Genomic DNA, 23,277 nt, shown 5'->3' on the forward strand with positions numbered 1-23,277 from the left:
ACGGTCACTTGCCCGCCGTCGCCGGGATCGCCTGGTCCTTCATCGACTTCAGCGCGGCGGCCTGGGCGGTCGCGAGCGCGTCGGTGAGGGTGCCGCTGCCGGCCGCGGCCTTGGCCATCGCGTCCTGGAGGGCCAGGTTCACGGTCTTCTGCGTGGGGCCCCAGGCGAAGCTGGTGTCGATCTTCTTGGAGGCGTCGGCGAAGACGTCGAAGATCTTCTCGTTGTCGTAGTACGGCACGCCCTGCTGCAGCGCGGGCAGGTCCAGGCCCGCGGTGGCCGCCGGGTAGAGGCCGCCCAGCTTGTTCTCCAGCGCCAGGGCGTCCGGGTCGGAGTTCAGCCAGGTGTTGAACTCCACCGACTCGTAGAGGTGCCGGCTGCCCTTCATGAACGCGACGGTCGAGCCGCCCCAGTCACCGGAGGAGCCGTTCGCACCCCATGTCGGCATCGGGACGATGGTCCACTTCCCGGCCTGCTTGGGCAGGTTGTCGCGGAACATGCTGTAGCCCCAGGCGGCGCCGACGTAGGTGGCGATCTGGTCCTTCTGGTACGCCGCGTACATCTGGGTCGAGCCGTGGGCGAGGTCGGTGCGCACGACCTTCTCGGAGATCAGCTTCTGCCAGTAGTCGGCGACCTGCTTGCTCTGCGCCGAGTCGACGCTGACCTGCCACTTGTCGCCGGAGTAGCCGTACATCTTGGCGTCGTTCTGCCAGAGGAGCCCGTTGAACCACTCGGCGTTGTTCGGGTCGAAGAACGTGATGTCGAGGTTCGGGTCCGCCTTGTGCAGCTTCTCGGCGGCCGTCGCGTACTCGTCCCAGGTGGTGGGCACGGCGACGTTGTACTTCTTGAAGAGATCGCTGCGGACGTAGAGCGCCATCGGTCCGGTGTCCTGCGGGATCGCGAACACCCCGGTGCCGCCGAAGCTGGTCTGCGACCAGGTCCACGGCACGAACTTCGACTTGGCCGCGGTGGCCGCCTTGCAGGCGGAGGCGTCCACGAAGGCGCTCTGGGTGCGCAGGTTGGGCAGTTCGTCGTAGCCGACCTGGGCGAGGTCCGGGGCCTTGTTCGCCTTGAGGGCGTTGCCGAGGATGCCGTACTGGTCGTTGGAGATGTTCTTGATCTCCACCTGGACGTTCGGATGCTGCTTGTTCCAGAGGTCGACGACCTTGTCCATGCCCGGAACGGTGTTCCAGTACTGGAGGGTGACCTTGCCCTTCGCGGGCTCGCAGGAGGATGCGGACGCCTTGTCCGACGAACCGGACGAGGAACACCCGGCGAGTACGACGATGCCGGCCGTGGCCGCTGCGACGGCGAGGCGGGTGCGCGTGACTGTGCTGCTCATATCTTCCGTTCCAGAGAACGCCTGGCGAAGGTGGTCAGGCGGGTCGACGTTGACTCCTGGAGGCGGCTGCCTGCTGGTTGGAATAAGGGTCCGTGAGCGGTAACGTGAGCGCTCACGGGAGCGGTAACGGGAAGTTGATTGGGAGTGTGAGCTCCGGTCCGCCGGAGTGTCAAGGCTCATGACGTCGGACCCGGGCATACTCGGTGTCCCTGCGACGCGGGCGCGTCGGCAATTTCACGGAGGTGCGCGATGGCGTCGTCGGGAACCGGACCCCGCAGGGTGACGATCGACGATGTGGCCGAGGCCGCCGGAGTCTCCCGGCAGACCGTGTCACGGGCGCTCAACGACAAGGGCGAGATCGGCGTCTCCACGAAGCAGCGCGTCCTGGACGCGGCCCTCGCGCTGGGGTACCGGCCGAGCCGGTTCGCCAGGGGGCTGGTGAGGCAGGACACGTTCAGCGTCGGCCTGGTCATCCCCGACCTGCTCAACCCGTTCTTCACCGAGGTCGCCGCCGCCGCGCTGGACGCGGCACGGGGACGCGGCTGGCATGTGGTCGTGTACGACACCGGCGACCGGGTCGAGGAGGAGCGCGGCACCCTGGAGGTGATCGCCTCCCAGGTGGACGCGGTGGTGGGCTACCTGAGCCTGCCGGAGGACGAGATCGCACGGCTCACCCGGGGGCTCCCCGTCGTCCTCATCGACCGCAAGCACCGCTCGGAACGCTTCAGCTCGATCCTGATCGACGGCGAGGCGGGCGTGCACGCGGCGATACGGCACCTGACCGCGGCCGGGCACCGGCACATCGGCATGCTCGACCACGCGGAACGCTCCGAGCCGAGCGTCCGGCACGAGTGGTTCGACGCCGCGATGTCCGCGTGCGGGCTGGACTCCGGTTCGGTGGCCCGCGCGGACCAGAGCGTCGAGGGCGGCGAGCGGGCGCTCCAGGAACTCCTCGCCCGGCACCCGGACCTGACCGCCGTGTTCACGTTCAACGACATCATCGCCATAGGGGCGTTGCGCGCCGCGCGCCGGCTGGGCCGGCAGGTCCCCCGGGACCTGGCCCTGATCGGCTTCGACGGCCTGCGGCTCGGCACGCTGGTCGAGCCGCAGCTGACCACGGTGGCCCTGGACACCCGCAGTCTCGGCGCGCTCGCCGTCGAACAGGCGGCCCGGCTGCTGACCGGCACCGGCCCGCTCCACTCCGACCAGCTGACGGTGGGGGCGGAACTGCGGGTGCGCGAGTCGGCGTAGGGGGGACCGGGCTCAGGGCTCGACGGCGATGAGGCCGGAGCACCGCGTTCTGTCTTCTCCAGGTGTCAGGCGTCGGCTCTCTCGACGCGGTCCGGGGCCGTCATGCCCAGACGCGCCTGTTCCTCCTCGACGATCATGCGCCGGCTCCTCGGACCGGTGTCACAACTGACGGAGTCGCATACCACTTGCGGCATGCCGCTTCCGTACGCATCGCGGGCGCCGCTACGTTCTCGCCGTGACGGACACCGGCCCGCAGCGTCGTGGATTCGCCTGGCTCCCGGTCTCGGTGGTGGCGCTCGCGGTGACGGCGTTGCTGCTGATGTTCGCCTCGCGGTACGGCTATCACCGGGACGAGCTGTACTTCCGGGTGCTGGGCCGGCATCCCGCGTGGGGATACGTCGACCAGCCGCCCGGCACCCCGCTGCTCACCCGCGCGTCGATCGCCCTGTTCGGGGACACCGTGCGCGGCCTCCGGGTCCCGGCGGTCCTGGCGGCGGGAGCGGTGGCGTACCTGTGTGCGCTGATCGCCCGTGAGGTCGGCGGCGGCCCCGGCGCGCAGACGCTGGCGGCCGCGGCCTCCTCGGGGACGCTCGTGCTGACCTTCGGGCATCTGTTCGTGACCACGTCGCTGGACATGGTCGTGTGGCTCGCCGTCGCGCTGTTCGCCTTCCGGGCTCTGCTGCGCGACCGGCCGCGGTGGTGGCTCGCCGTCGGCGCGGTGGTCGGCGTGGGGCTGTACAACAAGCTGCTGGTCCTGCTGCTTCTGGCCACGCTGGGCGCCGGCCTGCTGGCGGTCGGACCGCGCCGGGTGCTGCTGTCGCGGTGGCCGTGGGCGGGCATGGGGCTGGCCGCGCTGATCGGCGCACCGAACCTCGTCTACCAGGCCACCCACCACTTCCCGGCGCTCACCATGGCCGGTGCCCTCCGCTCGGACAAGGGCGCCCTGGGCGGCGTGCTGAACATCCCGTTCTTCTTCCTGACGGTAGGGCTGCCCCTGTCGTACATCGCCGTGGCGGGCCTGCTCCGGGTGTTCCGCGATCCGGTGCTGGGGCCCCTGCGCGCCTTCGGCGTCGGATACCTCCTGCTGCTGGTGCTGCTCTGCGCCGTCGCCGCACAGCCCTACTACGCCATGGGCACGGTGCTGACCCTGCACGCGGTGGGTTCCGTGCCGGTGGCGCGGGCGCTGGCCGAACGGCGGCACAGCCGGGCGCTGTTCGCCCTGCTCCTCGGACTCAACCTGGTGGTCTCGGCGGCGTTCGCCCTGCCGGTGGTCTCCCTCCGCAGCCAGCAGAGCCTGCACCTCGCCGAGGCCGACCAGGGCCTCGGCGACGAGATCGGCTGGCCGCGCTACGTCTCCCAGATCGCCGCCGTCTACCGCCCGGGCGCGATCATCGTCACCGGCAACTACGGCGAGTACGGCGCCCTCGACCGCTACGGCGCCGCCCACGGCATTCCCCGGCAGGTCCTCTACAGCGGGCAGAACGCCCTGCGCACCCTGGGCACTCCCCCCGACTCCGCCCGTACGGCCGTCGTCGTCGGCTACGACGACCGGGCCTGGCTGTCCGCCCAGTTCGCCGACTGCCGCGTCGAGGGCCGGCTGGACAGCGGCTACCGCATCGACACCGAGGAACAGCACCGCGCCGTCTACCTCTGCCACGACCCGGTCCGGCCGTGGCACGCCCTGTGGCCCCGTTTCCTCCACTACGACTGACCGCGCGGGGCGTGCCGGGCGGCTGCCGCGGACCTGCGCGAGCGGCGGCCGCGCCACCGAGTGCCGCCGCGCACCTCCGAGTGATCCGGGCCCGCGCAGAATCAGCACGGTTCGGCACGCGGACCCCCGGCCGAAGACCTGGCGGGTCACCAGCGGACGGCTTCGGCGCCTCCGAGATCCTCGCCGGAGTCAGGCTCAGCGGCGGAGGTGTCCGACGAGGCAGGGCGCGGCCGGCAGGTGGCACGCAGGGTGTTCAGTTTCTGCTCGTCGGCGGAGTCGGCCTCGGCCGTGTAGGTGACGACCCTGAGGTCGGTGCCGGCGGCCGTCAGGACGTCGAGGTCGAGTGCGATGTCACCCACCAGCGGGTGTTGGACGGTCTTGCGGTCACCGCCCTGGGTACGGGCGGTGCCGTTGGACCACAGTCGCGCGAAACGGGAGTTGTTCCGCCGCAGGTGCTCGACGAACGCGGCGAGCCGCCCGTCGTGAGGATGGGCGGCCGCCGTCACCCTCAGGTCCGCGACGAGGTTCTCCTCCTCCGCCTCGTCGCCCGCCCAGGACAGCACGGGCCATGCCGCGATCGGCTGCCGGGCCCGGCCCGCGCCCGGCCGGAACATCCCGGCGACGAGACTGCGCTCGTCCCAGCCGTACGTCCGGGGATCGCCGATCGTGGCGGACCACATCCCGTTCCAGCCGACGATGGTCCAGTCGGCGGCGAAGACCGCGGTGGGGAAGTCCCCCAACCGGCTCACCAGCCGCTGTACCCGCGCGGGCACCTGCCGGGACACGTTCCCGGTGGCGGGCGGTGCGAGCCGGGCGCAGCGGAACAGATGGTCGCGCTCGGACGGGTCGAGGCGCAGCGCTCTGGCCAGGGCGGCGACCACCTGGCCAGAGGGGTGCCGGGCGCGGCCCTGTTCCAGCCGGACCACGTAGTCGACCGACAGCCCGGCCAGCCGGGCGAGTTCCTCGCGGCGCAGTCCGGGGATGCGCCGGACCGCGCCCGTCTCCGGTCCGCCGTCCTGCGGCGACACGCGTTCACGCCAGCCCCGCAGCGCGATGCCGAAGTGGTTCGTCGGTTCCATGCAGGTCATCGTCGTCCAACTGCCGTGACCTGCACGGTGGTTCTACTGCCGCACAACAGACTCTTTACCCCCCGGCAGCACCTCGCCGGACACCTCGCCGGACACGTCGTCGGCATCGGTGGCGGCCCAGTGCGCGCGGGTGAAGGCGGCGGCGGCCCGCAGCGCGGCGTCGGCTTCGTCCAGCATCGCGGCGAACGCCTGGAAGACGTGCGGTACCCGGGGCCAGACCTGCAGTTCGACGTGGACGTCGCACTCGGCGGCGCGCGCGGCCAGCCGTACGGCGTCGTCCAGCAGGATCTCGTGCGAGCCGACCTGGATGAGCAGGGGCGCCAGGCCGGTCAGGTCGGCGAAGACGGGGCTGGCATGCGGCGTGGCGGGATCCGTGTCGCGCAGGTAGTCGCGGGCACGCCTGCGCAGGCCTTCGGCGGTCAGCGCGGGATCGACGGCGGCCTTGCCGACGGCGCTGTCGCCGGACACGCTCAGATCGGCCCACGGGGAGAAGACCGCGGCCGACGAGGGCTGCGGCAGGCCCGCGTCCCTGGCGGCGACCAGGGTCGCGACGGCGAGACCGCCGCCCGCCGACTCGCCGACGAAGGCGACGGCGGAGCTGGGCACGCCGCCGTCGAGCAGCGCGCGGTAGACGGCCAGCGCGTCGTCGACGGCCGCGGGGAACGGGTTCTCGGGGGCCAGCCGGTAGTCCACGCACACGGCGCGGGCGCCGGCGCGCCGGGCGACGTCCCCGGCCAGGCCCGCGGCGTCGGCCGCCGAGCCGATGGCGTACGCGCCGCCGTGCAGGTACAGCAGCACGGTCGCCGGGTCGTCCGCCGGCGTCCCCACGGTGACGACGGGTACGCCGCCCAGCTCACCCGCCGTGGTCAGGACATCGGCGGGCAAGGGCAGGGACGTCATCATGTCGTGGAAGACGGCGCGCTGTTCGGCGACGTCGCCGCCGAGGTCGAGCGGGCCGTGCCGCAGCAGGTCGTCGAGGGTCTGGCGCTGTGACCGGGACATGGCGGTGCCTTTCGTGGTTCCGGTGGGTTCCGGTGGGTGCCGTGCGTACGGCAGAGCGGTGACCGGCGCGCAGTCGCGGGCGGTCAGCGCGGCGGCCCGACGATGATCTGGCCGTACCTGTCGGCGGCTTCGGCCATCAGGTCCCGTGAGATCGCGAAGCCTTCGGGACGCGGGGTGGCCAGGTCACGTCCGGCGTGCCGGAACATGCCTTCGATACCGCCGGGGGTACAGATCATCAGCAGGTCGGCGGTGTCGGAAGTGATCCGGTAGCCGTGCGGGACGTTCCGGGGCAGGAAGACGATGCCGCCCTCCGACAGCTCCATCTCCTGGTCGTCGCACCACAGCAGCGCACTGCCCTTGACCAGCATGAAGACCTCGTCCTCACGGGTGTGCGTGTGGTACGGCGGCGCTTCGCCCTTGCTGACGGAGAACCGTCCGACGGTCAGCTGTCCGGCGGTGGCCGCGCTGTCCAGGAGTACGGCGAACTCCCCGCCGTCGAGCCATTCGAGGCGCTGCTGCTGGTCGGGCTGGGCGAGGTAGGCCATGGTCATGACGGTCTCCGGTCTGATGGTGCCGTGCCCTGTGCCGAACGCTGCGGACCCGGCCGTAGTTCGCTTGTTCGATCATCCGCCGGGCGATCGACCGGCCGCCAGTCGCGAGGGTGGGAACAGCAGTACCACTCCCCGGCACCCGCCGGTGTTCCCGTGCGCCGCCCGCCTGTTCGCACCAGTCGTCGATCCGGCCCAGCCGTTGCCCCGCCTCCGGGACGTCCCGCGAGCCGCGCCCTCCCCTCGCGCCGGCTCTCGCCGGTTGCCGCCGTCCGAGACGTCCGGCCGGCGCCATGGCTTCGGAAGGAGGGTTCCCGGCGCGCAGGGTACGAGTCGGCTCAGGGATTCCAGAAGAACGAGACATGCGCGCGCTCGAAGCGGCGCTCGGCCAGGTCCTGTCGCGGGATCACCCAGTGCAAGGTGGCGCCCTCCCGCCCGGTGAGTCCGATGTCCCACTGGGCGAGCAGCGTCCACTGGTCGGGGGCGGGCAGTTCCGCGGCGTCCACGGGTTCGTGCGCCCCCGCGGTCCGGTGCCGTCGCGCCCGCTCCGCGTCCTGCGCGGCGTCCGCGACCGGGTCCGTTTCCGTGCACTCGTGGGAGGCGTACCCGCCGATGTGCAGGGGGCCGTCGACGACGATGCCGTCGCACGTGTCCGTCCACGCCTCGGCCAGTTCCCAGGCGCGGGGATGGCCGGGGAGCGGAGCGTCCTCCTGGCCGGGCTCCGGGGACGGGACCAGGAAGTGGTACGGCAGGGAGACGTCGGCCGAGAGGCGCAGGTCGTCCTGGGGGAACTGCTCGTGGATGCGGAGCGTCTCGTCGTCCAACCCGTCCCCCTCCTCGCCGTGGACGCAGGGGTACTTCGTCCGCCGCTCCTCGACGGGCGTCCCGGCAGGGATGTACACGACCTCACCGGCGCTGTCGCCGTAGTACGTCATCTCGGGGAAGCCGAAGAACAGCAGGTGACCGTCGGCCGGCAGCGGAAGGCCCGTCACCGCCTCGGGCAGGGCCGCGCAGTCGAGGGTGGCGAGCAGCGGGTACCAGGGATCGGGGGCATCAGCGGGCAGCATCAGGGAGCCGCCGAACCGGCCGGCCACCGGCCCCTCCCCACGCGTGACGAGCGTTCCGGACGGACGGGCGGCGGCGATCCACCGCTCGACGTCCTGGAGCGGTATCCCGCGCCTCAGCGCTTCCTCACGGAACGGCGTGAGCCGGCCCATCAGTTCAGGAGTCATGGGTGAGAACATAGGCCCGGGATCCGACAGCGGGGCTGCGCGGAGACGGGCGGACCCGGCGGCCCGGCGGCAAGCTCCTCGCCGACCGCCACCGGCATCGTCGACGCGGGCCCGCTTGGATCCGCCTCCCCGCCCCGCTCAGGTTCCGGTGTGCGTGGGGCTGCACCAGAGGCTTGGCATCCGGGGAAAGCGATCACGCAGTCAGGGCCGCAGGCGCGAGACCTCGTGGCTGGGAACACCGTGGGCCACGGCGGTCGAGGCGAAGGAGGCCTCGTGCCGCCGCCCTCCTCTCCGGTTCGCGAAGATCGCCGGCAAGGTGCCCACCCAGACAGGTGGGCGGACAGCACCTGGTCGGTGAGGAGGGTGGCCGCCTGGAGGAGTACGTCACCCACGGACGTTCATGACCGCGGTTTCCGTGTGTCACCGTGGCCCTGGCGCTGGGAGTGATCCAGGACCACGGTTCAGGCGTCGCCGACAGCCGAGGTGTCCGGCGGAAGGCTCAGGCCGTGGACACGGGCAGTTTCTCCAGTCCACGCATCATCAGGCTGCTGCGCCAGCGCAGCGCGTCCGGGGCCTCCGCGAGCCGCAGTCCCGGGAACCGTGTGAAGAGCCGGCTGAGCACGATGTGCCCTTCCAACCGGGCGAGAGGAGCTCCCAGGCAGTGGTGCACGCCGTGGCCGAAAGCAAGCCCTCCGGAGTTGTCGCGGCCGATGTCCAACCGGTCCGGGTCCTCGTAGCGTCGCGGATCACGGGCTGCGGCGCCCAGGGAGATCGTCACGAACTCCCCTGCGGGTATGACGACATCGCCCACCTCGACAGGCTCGGTCGTGAAGCGCCACGTTGCGTTGGTCACCGGACCGTCGTAACGCAGGAACTCCTCGATCGCCGCAGGCCATGACGCTTCGTCCGCGGCGAGCTGCTCACGTACCCGCGGATGGCGAAGCAGGGCGAGTGCACCGTTGCCGATGAGGTTCACCGTGGTCTCGTGCCCGGCGACCAGGAGCAGGAAGGCCATGGAGATCAGTTCGTCCGGTGTCAACTGATCCCCCTCGTCCGTGGCGTGGACGAGGTCGGAGAGCAAGTCGTCGTCCGCCGTAGCGCGCTTGGCGTCGATCAGAGCCCGCAGATAGCCGATCATGTCGGCACTGGCCTGCCTCACCTCGTCCGTGCCCGCACCGGACACCAGCAGATTCGACCACCGGCGGAACTCGGTCCGGTCGTCCGGAGGGACACCGAGCAGCCAGCAGATCACCGTGAACGGAACGGGGAACGCCAGTGCTTCCATGAGGTCGGTCCGCTGGTGCCGAGCGATTCCTTCCAGCAGTTCGTCGGTGAGTTCGGCGATCCTCGGCCGTAGCGAGGCCACCCGGCGGGCCGTGAACGCCCTGCCCACCAGTCGCCGCAGCCGTGTGTGGTCGGGGGGATCGCTGTCGAGCATGTGCACGCTCAGCACATGGGGGAACTGGCTCTGGTCGCCGGCCTCCTTCAGGAACTCCTCCCGTTTCGCCGGGTCCGCGAAGTTGCGCGGGATGAGGTCCCGGCCGATGCGCATGTCCTTGCTCAACCGCGGATCGGCGAGAAGCGTCCGGGCATCCTCATAGCGTGTGACCAGCCAGGTGCGCAGCCCGTTCGGAGTGGTCACCGGCAGTGCGGGCCCGGCCTGTCGCAGCTCCGCGAGCACGTCGTGCGGCTGCTGGAAGAACGTGGGCGTGAACAGTTCGAGCGGGGGCGACGACGTATTGGCTTCCGTCATCTCATGCTCCTTTTCCGACTGGTCCGAACCGGCCAGGGCCGTAGTGGGCAAGTTCTCGATAGATTTCGAACGGGCGCTCCCGGGCGGTGTCACGGAACGGGCGCAGCGGTGCTGTCTGCTCCTTGTGCGCGGCCGCGCCCTCCCACGCCGCGAAGGCGTTCCAGTCCGTCCAGTGGCTGATCACCACGAACGCCCGAGGATCGTCCGCCCGGGTCAGCAGCTGGTTGCCCAGGAGTCCAGGCGTGCCTGCCATCCGGCGGCTCGACTCGTGGTACGCGGTGAGTACCTGGTCCGAGTCCTCGCTGAGGTGGTAGAGCACCACCTCCACCGCACCCGACGTCACGACCGGTCGCCGGCGGCACCGGCCAGTGCCGCGACCACATGCATGGTCGTCATGGAGCCGCCGCGTCGATAGGGGTGCAGCTTTGTGCGGTGCGCCAGATGCCGGTCGCTGGTCTCGAACTCCCGGAACTGCGGCTCGTCCACCCAGTCGCTGACGATGTAGTAGATGCCGTCTTCCTCGGCACTGCGGGACAGCCATTGTCCGAGGTTCGCGGGATGGCCCGTGACCGAGTCCCCCACTTCGCGCCACACCCGTTCGAAGTCGGTTTCCATACCGGCCCTGATCTCCATCCGGAGCATCACCCGGAAAACGACGTCATCCATCTCAGATCCCTCCGTCGACGTTGACGGTCTCACCGGTGACGTACGTCGACAGATCGCTGAGCAGGAACAGAACAGGCCCCGCGAGTTCGTCCACGGTGCCGAGCCGCGCCAGGGCGGTCTTCTGCGCATAGGTGGCCCGCAGGCCCGCGGCGCGGTCGGCGGGCATGTCGTCGAACGCCTCCGTCTCGATGACACCAGGAGCGACGACGTTGACGCGGATGCCCTGTGGTCCGAGTTCCTTGGCGAGTGACCGGGTGAGGCCGATCAATGCTGCTTTGGCCGCCGTGTAGTGGGCCCGTAGCGGTATACCGGCGGCCGCACCTCGTGACCCGATGTTGATCACCGAGGAACCCGCCCCGAGCAACGGCAGGGCCTGCTGGATGACGCGGTACGAGGCGGTGAGGTTGGTGTCGAGGATCCGCGACCACTCCGCCGCGGGGAGTTCCGCGAACGGAACGTGACTGATCACCCCGGCGTTGTTGACGACGCCGTCGAGCCGTCCGAAGCGGTCCTTGGCCTCGTTGACGAGCCGGTCGACCTGGTCGAGATCGCCGACGTCGGCCCGTATCACGTGGTGATCGCCTTCGGTCTCCTTCAGCGCCTGGACCAGGCTGTCGACGGCTGCGCCGTCCTGCCGGTGGCAGGTGAGCACATCTGCGCCGGCCTGTGCGGCAGCGAGGACGATCCCACGGCCGATACCGCGGGTTCCGCCGGTGATGAGGACCTTCTTGCCGTGCAGGGCGAGTTCCACTGGGGTGTTCCCTTCTGGAGAATGGGCGTTGCTCACACGCAGCCGTCGACGTGGATGTTCTGACCGGTGACGTACGTCGCGTGCTCGCTGATGAGGAAGAGCACGGCGTGGGCGACCTCTTCGACTGTGCCCAGCCGGCCCAGCGCCGCGAACGAGGAGAAGATCCGCCGCTGCTGGTCGGCGACGTCCTGCGGCAGGGCGTCCAGTGCCTCCGTGGCGATCCGGCCCGGTGAGACCGTGTTGACGCGGATGCCCCGCGGGCCGAGTTCACGGGCGAGTGAACGGGTCATGCCCACCAGCGCGGACTTGACTGCCGTGTAGTGGACGCCGCCGGTCATACCGATGGACGCCACGGTGGAACCGATGTTCACGATGGAGGATCCCTGCCCCAGCAGCGGGATGGCGCCCTTGCTGACCAGGTGTGCGGCTGTCAGATTGCCGCGCAGGGTGTCCGACCAATCGGCGGTGTCCAGCTCCTCGTAGGGCTTCGGGACGAAGGCGCCCGCGTTGTTGACCACCGCGTCGAGTCCGCCGAGACTCGCTTGGCACTCGGCGAGAAGCCGGTCGACGTCGTTCTCGTCGCAGACGTCGGCCCGCAGTACCGTGTGTTTGCCAGAGACTCGCGCCAGCTCGTGCTCCAGCGTGGTGACGGCCTCGCCGGGCTTTCGGTAACAGGTGACCACTTGCGCGCCGGCCCGCGCGGCGGCCAGTACGATCCCCCGCCCGATGCCCCGCGTGCCGCCGGTGACCAGGATGCGACGACCGGCCAGCTGCCGGTCCGCCCGTGCGGCGGTCTCCACCTTGTTCCTGATGATCCGCATCTGAACACGCGTGTTGCGATTGAGGCGCTCGGTCATGCCCGCGTCGTCGAGCAGTGCACCGGGTTTCATCGCGAAGTCCTGGATCCAGCGCATCCGGACGCCTTCAGGCCGCTGCTCGTACTCCCAGCGGATGTTCATGTACGCGAAGGGGCCGGTCTCCACACGGTGAGCCTGCACGGTACGGGTCGTCTGATCCGCCGTACGCTCGGAGACCCAGCTCCACACCGTGCCGGTTTCGTCGGGGTGCAGCGCAAGCCGGAAGGTGACGGTCTCCCCACGGCGCTCGATGATCTCGGCGGACGCGTATTCGTTGAACAGCTGCGGCCACGAGGCCACGTCGTTGGTCATCGACCACACCAACTCCATGGGCGCGTTGATGACGATCTCGTTGTCGACGTGCCCGGCCATCAGACCTGCACCTCCGCGATCCGGGAGGCGACGTAGGTGGCGGCCTCGCGCGGCGTCAGGGTGTGCGCCAGATCGCCGTCCGGTATGGCGATGTCGTATTCACGCTCGATCCGGCTGGTGAGTTCGAGGACCGCCAGCGAGTCGTAGCCGAGGTCGACGAGCGAGGTGTCGGCGGCGCGCTCGTCGTCCAGGTTGGTCTGCTGGTCGACTCCGGCGCCGGTACGCAGGATCCGTGTGAAGTCGTCCACCGTGAACTTGGCCATCTTCGGCCCCTTTCGTGGATCGCTGTTGTGGGATGTCGGCCGGTTCACTGCCCTATGTCCGTACGGTCGCCGCGGCCCGCCACCAGCGCGGAGGTGAAGCCGCCGTGGCCCCGCGCGAGCACCACCGCGACACGCGGGTCGGTCCGGCGCGGCCGGTCGCGGACCAGGGCGAGGTCGCAGCCGGGGGCCTGACGTTCGAGCCCGGCGGTGTGCGGCACGACGCCGCTGGTCAGAGCGAGCAGCGCGGTGACGGTGTCCAGAGCCGCACCACCCGCGTAGAGGCGTCCGGTGAGGGTCTTGGGTGCGGTGACCGGGACTCCGCCCGGCCCGAACACCTCGGTGATGGCGCGGGCTTCGGCGAGGTCGTGTGCCGGAACACCGGAGGCGTCGGCGAAGACGACGTCGACTTCCTCCGGTCCCACCTCGGCATTGGCGAGTGCCTGCCGGATCACCGAGGCGAGCACCGGCGGCCGCCCGGATCCGGGGGGCGGGTCGAACCCGGCCGCGTGCCCGAGCAGCGTCCCGTAGTGGCCGACGCCCCGCTCCCGGGCGGAGGCGGCGCTCTCGACCACCAGGAACGCACCGCCCTCGCCCGGTACCTGGCCCGAGGCGGCCACGTCGAAGGGTTTGTAAGCCCGCGCCGGGTCGTCCTCGGTCGACAGATTTCCTGTGGCCATCTGAGCCACCAGACCGTACGGGCACAAGGAGGCGTCGGTGCCGCCGCTGAGAACCAGTCTGGAGCCGCTGTTCAGCAACCGACGGGACTGGGCGAGCGCCTCCAGGCCGCCCGCCTGCTCGCAGCACAGCACGCCGCAGGGGCCACGCATGCCGTGCCGGATGGAGACCTGCCCGGTGGTCGCCGCGTAGAACCAGGCGATCGACTGGTAGGCGCTGACCCAGGAGGATCCCTTCTGGTAGAGCCGCTCCATCTCGTGCTGACCGAACTCCGTGCCGCCGGAGGAACTGGCGGTGACCACGGCCATCTCGTACTCGGGAAGCGACCGGGGTTCGGCGCGCGCGTCGTCGAGCGCGGCCTCCGCGGCGATCAGGGCGACATGGGTGAACCGGTCGGTCTGCGGGACGAGACGTCCGGGCACCAGGCGTCCGGCGTCGAACCCGGGGATCTCACCCGCCACTTGAACCGGATACCGCGAAGGGTCGAAGCGGGTGATACGGCCCAGGCCGCTCTTGCCGGCCAGTACCGACTCCCAGTGCCGGCGCACGCCGATCCCGGTCGGCGCGACCACGCCGAGCCCGGTGACCACCGGTGGTGGATGGTGACCGGATCGCAGACCTGATGCGCTCATGCCACCTCCCGCTGGGTACGGGGCCTGCCCAGGGCCATCGCGGTCTGGAATCCGCCGAATCCGCTGCCGACGGTCAGCACCCGCTCCATCCGGTGCTCACGCGCGTCCCTGGGCACGTAGTCCAGGTCGCACTCCGGGTCGGACACTGAAAGGTTGGCGGTCGGCGGCACGACCTGGTGCCGCAGTGCCAGGGCACAGGCGGCGACCTCCAGCGAGCCGATCGCACCGAGCGAGTGCCCGATCATCGACTTGATCGAGCTGACCGGAACGCGGTACGCGCGCTCTCCGAGGCTGCGTTTGAACGCTGCCGTCTCGTGGCGGTCGTTCTGCTTGGTACCAGAGCCATGGGCGTTGATGTAGTCGATGTCGTCCGGATCGAGCCGCGCCCGGTCCAGAGCGACCCGGATGGCCTCGGCCATCTCCCTGCCGTCCGGCTTGAGCCCCGTCATGTGGAAGGCATTGCTACGACCGGCGAATCCGAGGATCTCCGCGTAGACGGATGCGCCGCGGCGCCGCGCCGCCTCGGCCTCCTCCAGCACCATCACAGCCGACCCCTCGCCGAGTACGAACCCGTTGCGCCGCCCGTCGAAGGGACGCGAGGCGTGTGCGGGATCGTCGTTGTCGGGGGTGGTCGCCTTGATCGCGTCGAAGCAGGCGGAGGTGATGGGGGACAGCGGGGCATCGGTGGCACCTGCCAGGACGATGTCGGCGCCGCCCTCCTCGATCAGCTGGACGCCGTGACCGATCGCGTCAAGACCCGACGTGCATCCTGTGGAGATCAGGGCGACCGGGCCTTCGGCCCCTGCCTGCCACGCGACCTCGACGGCCAGCGTGCTGGGGACCATGTAGCCGTAGAGGTGCGGAACCCCGTAGGTGTGGTCGACGAGCCAGTCCCGTCCGCCGTCGGAGATCACGGCGTACTCGTCCTCAAGGCCCATGGTGCAGCCCACCGCGCTCCCGATGCTCACCCCGACCCGGCCGGGGTCGGCCGACGACAGCTCCAACCCGCTGTCCTCGATCGCTTCACGCGCCGCGACGACCGCGAACTGCGCAGCACGGTCCATGCGCCGCACCTCTTGCGGCGACAGTCCCGCCGCCAGCGGATCGAAGTCACACTCCGCGGCAACCCGGGACCTGAAGCCGGAGGCGTCGAAGAGGCTGATGGCTCGGGTCGCGGTGCGCCCGGCGGTGAGCAGGTCCCAGTAGGCGTCATGCCCGACACCGCCCGGCGCGACCACCCCCACGCCGGTGATGACAGCGCGGCGGCTCATCGGGAGCCGCCGACACTCGGGTCACCGGCGTCCACGTGTACCGGCTGCTCGATGTCCACGTGGCCGAGTTCGGGGCGAGGCGCGAGCGGAGACAGGTGGAAGACCGCTTCGGCGGAGACGGTACCGGTGTTCACGAGCCGGTGCCGGACGCCGATCGGTACCAGCAACGAGTCACCCGGTTCCAGCCTCACCGGCACTCCGTCCAGGCTCATTTCCACGTGCCCCTGGACGATGTGCAGGAACTCCTCGGAGTACGGGTGGAGATGCTCGGTCACGAACTCTCCGGGCGCCAGCCTCAGCACTCCCCCGAAGCCGGAGCCGCACCCCACCGTCTTCGGGCTCAGGGTCACGCGTATGTCACCGCCGCGCTTGGTGTTGGCCGGCACGGAGTCCACGGCGACCTTGGTGGTGGCAGGTGAGTCGGTCACGCGGCGCCTCCCCGGTTCGCACCGGTCGGCTCGGTGATCAGCGGCCCCTGGTCCGGCGTCCACGAGTAGAAGGGGACAGCCATGGCGTCCTTGGGCTCCTGCCAGTCAGGGTCGTACGGGGAGATGAACTGGCCGAGACGGGTGTTGATCTCGCCGTAGAGGGGATGACTGCGCGCCTTGTAGAGGTTGGGTGCGATGTCCTCGTCGGCTTCCACCAAGTGGAAGTAGAGGTTGTGGAAAGCGAACAGGGTTCGCCGGGACACCCCCACCATGCGCGGCAGTTCGGTCCGGTCCGAGTCGGCGAAGATCTCCGCGACCTGTTGTGCGTCGGTGAGGTCCATCCTCGCCACGATCAGCGTTCGATGCACGATGCCCTCCAGCTGCTTGGTTCCTGGTTCACCCTGGTCGGCGGGGTTCGAAGGAGTCTCGAAGGATGCTGGTGCCACCCGGCGGCGGTGGTGCGGTGCGAGCAGAACCGAACGGCCCTTCACACCGGGAGGTGTGAAGGGCCGTTCGGTTCTGGCACCAGCGATCAGGAGGACGGCCGGCTCGGCACGGTGGAACGACGCGGACGCACGACGCCGCGTGCCTTCGTGAGGCTCACCGGGCCCGGCCTGCCCCGCTCCGGGTACAGCCTGAGTACGGCTTGCCGGTTGAGGCTGGACAGGGTGTAGACCGGCTCGTTCTCCGACTGCCGCCCGGACAGGCGTTCCAGGCCGAGGGACTCGTTGACCAGGTGCACGTCGACCAGGGACTCGACCAGCGTCTCGATGTCGTCCCCGGGCAACAGCCGGCCGACCTCGTCCAGGCGCCACCGCCTACGGCCGCTCTCGGCCATGAGGTACAGCAGCAGCCGGTGCCGCTCCGGCAGCAAGCGGTAGCTCGACTCGACGGTGCTCAGCAAGGACTGGGTGCCTGCCTGAAGTTCGAGCAGCAGACCATGGTCACGGCGCAGTCGGGCCATCAACCGCGTGGCGGACCAGGTCGGCCGCGCGGCGAGGCGGGTGCCCACGCCCCGCACGGCCAGCGGCAGGCCGTCGCACATGCGCATCAGTTCACGTACGGCGGCGGCCTCGTTGCCCTGGCTGCCGCCACCGACCAACCCGTCGAACAGCTGGAGCGACTCTCCGGGGGAGAGCGCGGAGAGCGCGATCTTCCGGCCGGTGGCGAGGCCCTGCGTGCGATAGCGGTTGGTGGTGATGACCGAGCAACTGGAACCGCCCGGCAGGAGGGCACGCAACTGCGACGCTACGAGCACGTCGTCGATCACCAGCAGGACTCGACGGTCGGCGGTCACGCTGCGGAACAGCTGACCCAGCTCGTCGAGCCCCGTGGGCAGCTTCTCCCGGGCCATGCCGCACGCGCTCAGACTCGCGGCCAGCGCATCGGCGAGTTGAGAGGCACCGTTGTCCACGTGGGTGAGGTCGATGAAGAGCTGCCCGTCGGGAAAATACCTGCGCAGCCGGTGCGCGGCTCTGGTGGCAAAGGCGGTCTTGCCCACTCCGGGCGGGCCGTGAACCTCAAGGAGGCGCAACCCCGTCTCGGGGGAGGCGTCGCCGCACAGGTATGCCTCCACCTGGTCCAGCTCCGCTTCCCTGCCCACGAAATCGCTCACGTCAGCGGGAAGCTGCGCGGGCCTGGGGGCGGCCAGCCGGGCCGACGCGGCGGGGACGGACTTCAGTCGGTCCTGCTTGACCAGATGCCCCCGGTCCGCCAGCACCTCCTGGTGCAGCTTCTGAAGCGGCGCAGAGGGCTCCAGCCCCAACTCGTTGACGAGCCGGGACCGCAGCACGCGGAAGACGTCGAGCGCTTCCGGACGGCGACCGCAGTGCTGCAGGACTCGCATGAGCTGCCCCGCGAAGATCTCATCGGTGGGGTACGTGCGCACGACGGCGGACAACTCTTCGACCACCGCTTGGTGATGGCCCAGCTCCAGCGCGATGGCGAATCGCTTCTCCAACGTGCTCTTGCGCCGTTCCTCCAACTGCGTCGACCAGGCCGAGAGCCGGTGGCCGCCCGATACGTCCACGAGCGCCTCTCCTCGCCAGACCGCCAACGCCTCCCGCAGCGTTCGGACGGCCGTTTCGCCCGCACCTGCGCGATATTCGGTCATGCCCTGTTCCGCAAGCCGCTCGAAGCGGTATGCGTCCACGGCTGCCTTGTTCCGCAAACGCAGTTCGTAGCCGCCCACTCTGGTCAGGAGGGCCGGCAATTCCCGCGAGGGCCGGGAACCGAAAGCCGCACCGGACTGTCCTGTGGACAACCGGAGCTTACGGCGGAGTTGGTAGATGTAGGTCTGCAGAGTGGTCAGTGCACTGACCGGGGGATATTCTCCCCACAACTCCTCGCATATCTGGTCGGCCGTCACCAGGGTATTGACATTGAGCACCAGGAGGGCAAGCACCTGACGGAGTTTCGGGGCAGACGGCGTGACCTCCAACTCGTCTCGTCGTATTCGGAACGCGCCCAGTAAATCGATCTCTATCAACACACTCCCCCGCAGCCTAGTTGAACCATCCTGTCGTGATGGGGCCTTGGCCATCCGCGAACCTACTCACACTTACCCGTCAGTGTCACCAGGGCAAGGGACGGATGGCCAGGTTCTTTCCGTATCGGAGAAACATGCGGGCCGGTGACTCCGTCCAGCACTCCGCTCACCAACACAAACGTGACACATGTCACGCCGATCGGTTCCATTGGAATGGACCAGACGGTCAGCCTCTTAGACCGACTGTCGAGAATATAAGAATTACAGACGCAGCTCGATATTGTAGTCAGCCAGCCAGGCATCGAGCTGCAGCATCATCTCCATACTCGCGCGCTCCACCCACGCGAAAGCGCCGCTCGGTGCGGCTTCCGACGTCAGCACGGCATCGGTGGCCCTGGTGTCCAGCAGCGCGGCGACACGGGAACCACGGTCTCGTGTCAGCTCTACGAAACGGCTGCGGACGGACTCACCGTAGGCCGCTTCCTGCGTGGTGGGATAGGCGCTCTTGCGCCGATCCAGCACGGGCTTGGGCAGCAGGTCGGCGACTGCGGCACGCAGCAGGCTCTTCTCCTGCCCGTTCACCCGCTTCATCGCCGCCGGCACGTTGTACACGTACTCGACGAGGGCCCGGTCGCAGAACGGTGGGCGCAGTTGTACGCCGTGCGCCATGCTCATCCGGTCTGCCCGGTCGAGGTGCGTCGGCGCCCAGCGGGTGAGCGCGAGATAAGTGATCTCACGGGCCCTTCGCTCCTCGGGACTCTCGCCGGCCACGTGCGGCACCTCCGTGAGTGCGTCCCGATAGTGCTGGTCCGCATACTCCATGAAGTCCAGTTCCTTGCGCAGCGTCCGGTCCACCAGGGAACAGCCGAGCCCGCCGGCCGCAGCGTCGTGACCACGTTCGAAGGAGATCCACGGGAACGTCCGGGAGTTGCTGTGCTGCGGGTCGTAGGCCCAGAAGTACCCGTTGAAGACCTCGTCCGCCGTCTCTCCCGACAGCACCGCCGTCACCCCTGCGCGTCGCACGGCCTCGAAGAAGCGAAGCAGGGAGACGTCCATGTCGCCCAGGGGTGACGGAGCGTCCTGGCTGCGGAGTGCGGCCAGGTGCACCTCGGGTTCGACGAGGGCTCCGGTGTCAAGGAGGATCTCGGTGTGCTCGGTACCGATGTGCCGGGCGGCCAGCTCGGCGAAGGGGGCGTCGGGCGTTGCCCGCATCGTCGGGTGCGGTTCGAAGTTCTCCGCGTAACCGGTGAAGTTGACGGAGAAGGTCCGCAGTGGTCCGGAGTTCGAGTCCCGCAGCGACGCGGCGGCCAGAGCACTCAGCGCGCTTGAGTCGATGCCCCCGGAGAGCATCGCGCCCACCGGAACGTCGGCGTGCAGGTGGGAGGCGACAGCCTCCGACAGCAGCGTGCGCACTGTGGCGACCGTCGTCTCCAGGTCGTCGGTGTGCGGTTGGGCGGCCAGTTGCCAGTATCGGCGCTGTTCCACGCCGGAGCGGTGGGCGACGACGGTATGACCGGGCAGCACCTCATGCACTCCCCGGTACACGGCTGTGCCGGGTTTGCGGCTGTGGGCGAACAGTTCACGAAGCCCGTCGGCGTCCACCACCGGTTCGACTGCCGGGTGGGCGAGCAGAGCCTTCGGTTCAGAGGCGAACAACAGACCGGACGGGGTACGGAAGTAGCACAGCGGCTTGACTCCGAGCCGGTCACGAACGAGCAGCAACTCCTGTCGCCGCTCGTCCCACACGGCGAGCGCGAACAGCCCCTCCAGATGATTCGGGAAGCCGGAGCCCCACTCCAGGTAGGCGTGCAGGGCGAGCTCGGCGTCGCCGTGGCCGGTGAGCCGGTGCCCCTTGGCCGCCAAGTGGCGGCTCAGCTCGGGACCGTTCGTCAGCGCACCGTCGATCACCAGCACGGCCGCGGGGCCGCTCCCGGACGACACGACGGCCGGCTGCTGTGCGTGCTCGTCATCGAGCAGGTTCAGCCGGCGATGGGCCAGAGCGACATGACCCTTGATCCACTCTCCTTCGCCGTCCGGCCCGCGATGGGCGAGTGTCCCTGCCATCGCCCGTACCGTCCTCGCTTCGGGAACCAGGTCCCGTTCGAAGTCCGCCCAGCCTGCGATTCCGCTCATCGTGGTGTCCTCTCGTTCGCGACAAGGGTGTTGGGGGGCACGGTCGTGTCGCCGGACTGCCGGACCTCCACCAGCGACAGTCCGCGGTGCTCGACGGCTTCCCGGAAGTCGTCGAGGCCCGGCGGCGTCACGCCGCGCACCACGATCCCCAGGCGCCGCTCCGCCTGGTCGCCGTACCTCTCATAGAGCTCCAGATAGCCACGGGCGGTCAGCGCGGTGTCGCTCAGCAGAGCGAAACCGACCTTCCGGCGCTCGCCCCGCCAGGTCAGCTCACCGTCGGCGCCGCCCGCGAAGTTGTGCCGCCAGGCACTTCCCGTCGCCACGACCAGCCGGTTCCCGAGGGCGTGCACGCCCGCCGGCACGATGTACGGACGGCCCGTGCGCCTGCCGACGAAGTGCAGCAGTGCGATGCGTTCGGCAACCGGCCCGGGTGCGGGCCTCGACAGCAGCTCACGCATCCGAGCGTCCGTCTCGGCCCTGTCCTTCTCGTCGGGCAGCGCCCGTTCGACGACCGAGCTCACGACAGCACCACCGCCGCAGCGGTCAGTGCGCACCCGGCGACAGCACAGCAGGTGCGTACCAGGTGCCAGTCACGCCACTGGATCCGCGGATCCTCCCAGTCCGGTCCAAGGTCCTCGGGTCGCGTGCCCTTCACCCGTTTGTTGATCGGAACGTTCCTGGTCTGGGAGATCACAGCCACGCCGGCCATGCACAGGGCTGCCGCGGCGAACAGCACCTGACCGGTGCCGGATCCCCGGAAGGCGAGGACCGTGTCGATCACGACGGACCCGGTGACGATGAACGGCATGATCCGGTCGTAGTGCCGGCCGAGCAGTTTGTGCGTGATCACATATCGGTCGGGCGGCATGGCGATCAGCGCGGGCATCACGCTCACCGCTACTGCGAACAGCACCCCCGCCACCAGCCCGGTGCCCAGCAGCACCAGCACACTCAGCGCCTCCACCACGGTCAGTCCCTCTCGTCGGTCCGTCCCGTCCGCCATCGCGGCAGCTCATCCGCGTCGGCGGATCGAACATTCGCAGTCGAATCTGGGAGTCCACTCGATTCCCCCTGGTGTCCCGCCACCCGGCACCTCCATCGGCTGGCGCCTCGCCCCAGCCGGGCTCGATGCGTGCCGCGTTACCTCGGTCGGTGTGGTCCCGACTCATCCGAAGGAGTCTTCAATGGCGGACGAGACAGTCGAGGTGCTCATCGTGGGCGGCAGCATGGTGGGGCTGTCCACGGCCCTGTTCCTCGCCCAGCAGGGCGTGCGGCCGGTGCTGGTGGAACGTCACCAGCATCTCTCGGCCCATCCACGCGCCCAGGCCGTGAGCCCGCGCACCATGGAACTGATGAGGGCGCTAGGACTTGAGGACGAGGTGCGCGCCAACGAGAACCCGCACGCCCAGTACGGGGACATTCTTCAGGCCGAATCCCTCGCCGGCCGCGAACTCGGGCGGTTCAGGGGCCCGTTCCGCCACGACCCCAGCGAGGTGGCCGCCACCGGCTGGACCCTGATCGGTCAGGACAAGTTCGAACCCGTCCTCCGGGCCCGCGCCGAAGCGCTCGGGGCGGACCTCAGGTTCGCCACCGAGCTGGTCTCGTTCTCCCAGGACGATTCAGGTGTCGATGCGATCCTCCGAAATGTCTCCGACGGTACGGAGCGTTCGGTACGCGCCCGCTATCTCGTCGCCACGGACGGTTTTCGTTCTCCGATCCGGGAGCGGCTGGGCATCGGTGTGCACGGTCCGGGCGTCTTCGGGCGCCAGATGAACATCGTCTTCCACGCGGATCTCGACGCGCACGTCGCCGGGCGTACCTTCTTCCTGTGCTTCGTGAGCAATGCCCAGGTCAAGGGTGTGCTGGGGAAGCTGGGCGGGGAGCGATCCGACCGCTGGGTGCTGGCGCCCAGCCTGCCGCCCGAGGACAGCCATCAGGAGTACGACACACAGGCATGCGTGGATCTGGTGCGTGCGGCCACGGGGGTGCCGGGCCTCGCGGTGACCGTGGAGTCGTCCACCAGTTGGGAGATCGGGGCGTGGGTGGCCGACCGGTTCCGTTCGGGCCGAGTGCTGCTGGCCGGCGACTGCGCACATGTGATGCCGCCCACCGGCGGGTTCGGCGGCAACATGGGTGTGCAGGACGCGCACAACCTGGCGTGGAAGCTCTCGCTGGTGTTGCGCGGTCAGGCCGGTCCCGGGCTGCTGGACAGCTACGAGCAGGAGCGGGCGCCGGTCGCGGAGTTCACCGTGGACCAGGGTGTCATCCGGTATCTGCAACGCAGCGGGCTGGACGAGGAGGCGGCGGCCCGGCATCAGCCGGAGACCACCGTGTTGTTCGGCCATGTCTACCGCTCCGGGGCGGTCGTGGGGGAAACCTGCATGGACGACGCTTCCCCCGTGGAGGACCCCGCGCTCCCCTCCGGCCGGCCGGGGACGAGGGCCCCTCATCTGCCGCTGGGCAAGGCCGAGGGAGGAGAGGGCACTCCCCTGCACGACCTGCTCGACGGAGGGTTCCTGCTGATGGCCGGCCCCGGCGGCAGCGCATGGGGCCCAGCACTCGCGGAAGTGCGCACCGCCACCGGACTCGCCGTCGCCTTCCACCGGATCGGTATCGCTGAGCCGTCCGAGGTCTCGGAGCGCTTCGCCAAGGCGTACGGCGTGGGCGAGGAGGGGGCGGTCCTCATACGGCCCGACGGCTTCATCGCCTGGCGTACCTCGGAAGGGCCGCTCTCCGCGGGCGCGGAGCTCTCTTCGGTCCTCGACCGGATCCTGTGCCGCGCCGGGTGAACCCCCGCACCTCCCGGACATGCTCTCG

22 protein-coding genes are annotated in these 23,277 nt (G+C 69.7%); 3 read left to right on the forward strand and 19 right to left on the reverse strand.

The annotated features are described in order from the left end of the window. Positions 1-4 precede the first annotated feature (4 nt). A complete protein-coding gene (locus SSP29_RS03795; protein WP_089099002.1) occupies positions 5-1,339 on the reverse strand; it encodes an ABC transporter substrate-binding protein in 1,335 nt (444 codons plus the stop codon). 249 nt (positions 1,340-1,588) lie between these two features. On the opposite strand from SSP29_RS03795, the gene SSP29_RS03800 reads away from it, so the two are divergent. Both SSP29_RS03800 and SSP29_RS03805 read left to right on the forward strand, forming a co-directional pair. Continuing rightward, positions 1,589-2,590, forward strand: a complete 1,002-nt coding sequence (locus SSP29_RS03800) for a LacI family DNA-binding transcriptional regulator (protein ID WP_089099003.1) — start codon at positions 1,589-1,591, stop codon at positions 2,588-2,590. Between the two features lie 235 nt (positions 2,591-2,825). After that, the gene (locus SSP29_RS03805) at positions 2,826-4,301 is read left to right on the forward strand and encodes a glycosyltransferase family 39 protein (RefSeq protein WP_150133497.1); all 1,476 of its coding nucleotides are present in this window, start codon (positions 2,826-2,828) and stop codon (positions 4,299-4,301) included. 146 nt (positions 4,302-4,447) lie between these two features. On the opposite strand, the gene SSP29_RS03810 is transcribed toward SSP29_RS03805, so the two are convergent. From SSP29_RS03810 to SSP29_RS03895, 18 genes are all read right to left on the reverse strand, one after another. Then, positions 4,448-5,380: a helix-turn-helix transcriptional regulator gene (locus SSP29_RS03810; protein WP_089099004.1), complete on the reverse strand. Its 933-nt coding sequence runs from the start codon at positions 5,378-5,380 to the stop codon at positions 4,448-4,450. 42 nt (positions 5,381-5,422) lie between these two features. After that, a complete protein-coding gene (locus SSP29_RS03815; RefSeq protein ID WP_089099005.1) occupies positions 5,423-6,391 on the reverse strand; it encodes an alpha/beta hydrolase fold domain-containing protein in 969 nt (322 codons plus the stop codon). A gap of 83 nt (positions 6,392-6,474) precedes the next feature. After that, the gene (locus SSP29_RS03820; RefSeq protein WP_089099006.1) at positions 6,475-6,942 is read right to left on the reverse strand and encodes a cupin domain-containing protein; all 468 of its coding nucleotides are present in this window, start codon (positions 6,940-6,942) and stop codon (positions 6,475-6,477) included. A 335-nt stretch (positions 6,943-7,277) separates the two neighbouring features. After that, on the reverse strand, positions 7,278-8,171 hold the full coding sequence (locus SSP29_RS03825; RefSeq protein WP_245883006.1) for a DUF1963 domain-containing protein: 894 nt from the start codon (positions 8,169-8,171) through the stop codon (positions 7,278-7,280). 499 nt (positions 8,172-8,670) lie between these two features. Continuing rightward, positions 8,671-9,924, reverse strand: coding sequence for a cytochrome P450 family protein (locus SSP29_RS03830; protein ID WP_089099007.1), 1,254 nt, complete (start codon positions 9,922-9,924; stop codon positions 8,671-8,673). A 1-nt stretch (position 9,925) separates the two neighbouring features. After that, the gene (locus tag SSP29_RS54925) at positions 9,926-10,267 is read right to left on the reverse strand and encodes an antibiotic biosynthesis monooxygenase family protein (protein WP_089099008.1); all 342 of its coding nucleotides are present in this window, start codon (positions 10,265-10,267) and stop codon (positions 9,926-9,928) included. Further along, a complete protein-coding gene (locus SSP29_RS03840) occupies positions 10,264-10,590 on the reverse strand; it encodes an antibiotic biosynthesis monooxygenase family protein (RefSeq protein WP_089099009.1) in 327 nt (108 codons plus the stop codon). The genes SSP29_RS54925 and SSP29_RS03840 overlap by 4 nt, the downstream gene beginning before the upstream one ends. A 1-nt stretch (position 10,591) precedes the next feature. Beyond that, a complete protein-coding gene (locus SSP29_RS03845) occupies positions 10,592-11,341 on the reverse strand; it encodes an SDR family NAD(P)-dependent oxidoreductase (RefSeq protein ID WP_089099010.1) in 750 nt (249 codons plus the stop codon). Between the two features lie 32 nt (positions 11,342-11,373). After that, the gene (locus tag SSP29_RS61505; RefSeq protein ID WP_089099011.1) at positions 11,374-12,570 is read right to left on the reverse strand and encodes an SDR family oxidoreductase; all 1,197 of its coding nucleotides are present in this window, start codon (positions 12,568-12,570) and stop codon (positions 11,374-11,376) included. Then, a complete protein-coding gene (locus SSP29_RS03855; RefSeq protein ID WP_089099012.1) occupies positions 12,570-12,833 on the reverse strand; it encodes an acyl carrier protein in 264 nt (87 codons plus the stop codon). Before SSP29_RS03855 ends, SSP29_RS61505 begins: the two co-directional genes overlap by 1 nt. A gap of 44 nt (positions 12,834-12,877) precedes the next feature. Then, entirely contained in the window at positions 12,878-14,140 is a 1,263-nt protein-coding gene (locus tag SSP29_RS03860) for a ketosynthase chain-length factor (protein ID WP_089099013.1), read from the reverse strand. Continuing rightward, the gene (locus SSP29_RS03865) at positions 14,137-15,411 is read right to left on the reverse strand and encodes a beta-ketoacyl-[acyl-carrier-protein] synthase family protein (protein ID WP_089099014.1); all 1,275 of its coding nucleotides are present in this window, start codon (positions 15,409-15,411) and stop codon (positions 14,137-14,139) included. Before SSP29_RS03865 ends, SSP29_RS03860 begins: the two co-directional genes overlap by 4 nt. Beyond that, complete coding sequence (locus SSP29_RS03870) at positions 15,408-15,839, reverse strand: cupin domain-containing protein (RefSeq protein ID WP_089099015.1); 432 nt, start codon at positions 15,837-15,839, stop codon at positions 15,408-15,410. The genes SSP29_RS03865 and SSP29_RS03870 overlap by 4 nt, the downstream gene beginning before the upstream one ends. After that, positions 15,836-16,207, reverse strand: a complete 372-nt coding sequence (locus tag SSP29_RS03875) for a TcmI family type II polyketide cyclase (RefSeq protein WP_089099016.1) — start codon at positions 16,205-16,207, stop codon at positions 15,836-15,838. The genes SSP29_RS03870 and SSP29_RS03875 overlap by 4 nt, the downstream gene beginning before the upstream one ends. A 164-nt stretch (positions 16,208-16,371) precedes the next feature. Further along, positions 16,372-18,381, reverse strand: coding sequence for an AfsR/SARP family transcriptional regulator (locus SSP29_RS03880; protein WP_089099017.1), 2,010 nt, complete (start codon positions 18,379-18,381; stop codon positions 16,372-16,374). A gap of 207 nt (positions 18,382-18,588) precedes the next feature. Beyond that, positions 18,589-20,460 (reverse strand): asparagine synthase (glutamine-hydrolyzing), encoded by a 1,872-nt coding sequence (asnB, locus tag SSP29_RS03885; protein ID WP_089099018.1) that lies wholly within the window; start codon positions 20,458-20,460, stop codon positions 18,589-18,591. After that, on the reverse strand, positions 20,457-20,981 hold the full coding sequence (locus SSP29_RS03890; protein ID WP_089099019.1) for a hypothetical protein: 525 nt from the start codon (positions 20,979-20,981) through the stop codon (positions 20,457-20,459). Before SSP29_RS03890 ends, asnB begins: the two co-directional genes overlap by 4 nt. Then, positions 20,978-21,463: an anthrone oxygenase family protein gene (locus SSP29_RS03895; protein ID WP_150133503.1), complete on the reverse strand. Its 486-nt coding sequence runs from the start codon at positions 21,461-21,463 to the stop codon at positions 20,978-20,980. The genes SSP29_RS03890 and SSP29_RS03895 overlap by 4 nt, the downstream gene beginning before the upstream one ends. A gap of 181 nt (positions 21,464-21,644) precedes the next feature. On the opposite strand from SSP29_RS03895, the gene SSP29_RS03900 reads away from it, so the two are divergent. Then, the gene (locus SSP29_RS03900) at positions 21,645-23,249 is read left to right on the forward strand and encodes an FAD-dependent monooxygenase (RefSeq protein WP_167449840.1); all 1,605 of its coding nucleotides are present in this window, start codon (positions 21,645-21,647) and stop codon (positions 23,247-23,249) included. Positions 23,250-23,277: the final 28 nt, after the last annotated feature.

The sequence above is a fragment of the Streptomyces hyaluromycini genome (genome assembly GCF_002217755.1).
GTDB classification, from domain to species: Bacteria; Actinomycetota; Actinomycetes; order Streptomycetales; family Streptomycetaceae; genus Streptomyces; species Streptomyces hyaluromycini.

Coding starts and splice junctions, on each gene's coding strand:
- SSP29_RS03795 (WP_089099002.1), bottom strand. CDS start 1,339: ATGAGCAGCACAGTCACGCGCACCCGCCTCGCCGTCGCAGCGGCCACG.
- SSP29_RS03800 (WP_089099003.1), top strand. CDS start 1,589: ATGGCGTCGTCGGGAACCGGACCCCGCAGGGTGACGATCGACGATGTG.
- SSP29_RS03810 (WP_089099004.1), bottom strand. CDS start 5,380: ATGGAACCGACGAACCACTTCGGCATCGCGCTGCGGGGCTGGCGTGAA.
- SSP29_RS03815 (WP_089099005.1), bottom strand. CDS start 6,391: ATGTCCCGGTCACAGCGCCAGACCCTCGACGACCTGCTGCGGCACGGC.
- SSP29_RS03820 (WP_089099006.1), bottom strand. CDS start 6,942: ATGACCATGGCCTACCTCGCCCAGCCCGACCAGCAGCAGCGCCTCGAA.
- SSP29_RS03825 (WP_245883006.1), bottom strand. CDS start 8,171: ATGACTCCTGAACTGATGGGCCGGCTCACGCCGTTCCGTGAGGAAGCG.
- SSP29_RS03830 (WP_089099007.1), bottom strand. CDS start 9,924: ATGACGGAAGCCAATACGTCGTCGCCCCCGCTCGAACTGTTCACGCCC.
- SSP29_RS03840 (WP_089099009.1), bottom strand. CDS start 10,590: ATGGATGACGTCGTTTTCCGGGTGATGCTCCGGATGGAGATCAGGGCC.
- SSP29_RS61505 (WP_089099011.1), bottom strand. CDS start 12,570: ATGGCCGGGCACGTCGACAACGAGATCGTCATCAACGCGCCCATGGAG.
- SSP29_RS03855 (WP_089099012.1), bottom strand. CDS start 12,833: ATGGCCAAGTTCACGGTGGACGACTTCACACGGATCCTGCGTACCGGC.
- SSP29_RS03860 (WP_089099013.1), bottom strand. CDS start 14,140: ATGAGCGCATCAGGTCTGCGATCCGGTCACCATCCACCACCGGTGGTC.
- SSP29_RS03865 (WP_089099014.1), bottom strand. CDS start 15,411: ATGAGCCGCCGCGCTGTCATCACCGGCGTGGGGGTGGTCGCGCCGGGC.
- SSP29_RS03880 (WP_089099017.1), bottom strand. CDS start 18,381: ATGGCCAAGGCCCCATCACGACAGGATGGTTCAACTAGGCTGCGGGGG.
- asnB (WP_089099018.1), bottom strand. CDS start 20,460: ATGAGCGGAATCGCAGGCTGGGCGGACTTCGAACGGGACCTGGTTCCC.
- SSP29_RS03895 (WP_150133503.1), bottom strand. CDS start 21,463: ATGGCGGACGGGACGGACCGACGAGAGGGACTGACCGTGGTGGAGGCG.
- SSP29_RS03900 (WP_167449840.1), top strand. CDS start 21,645: ATGGCGGACGAGACAGTCGAGGTGCTCATCGTGGGCGGCAGCATGGTG.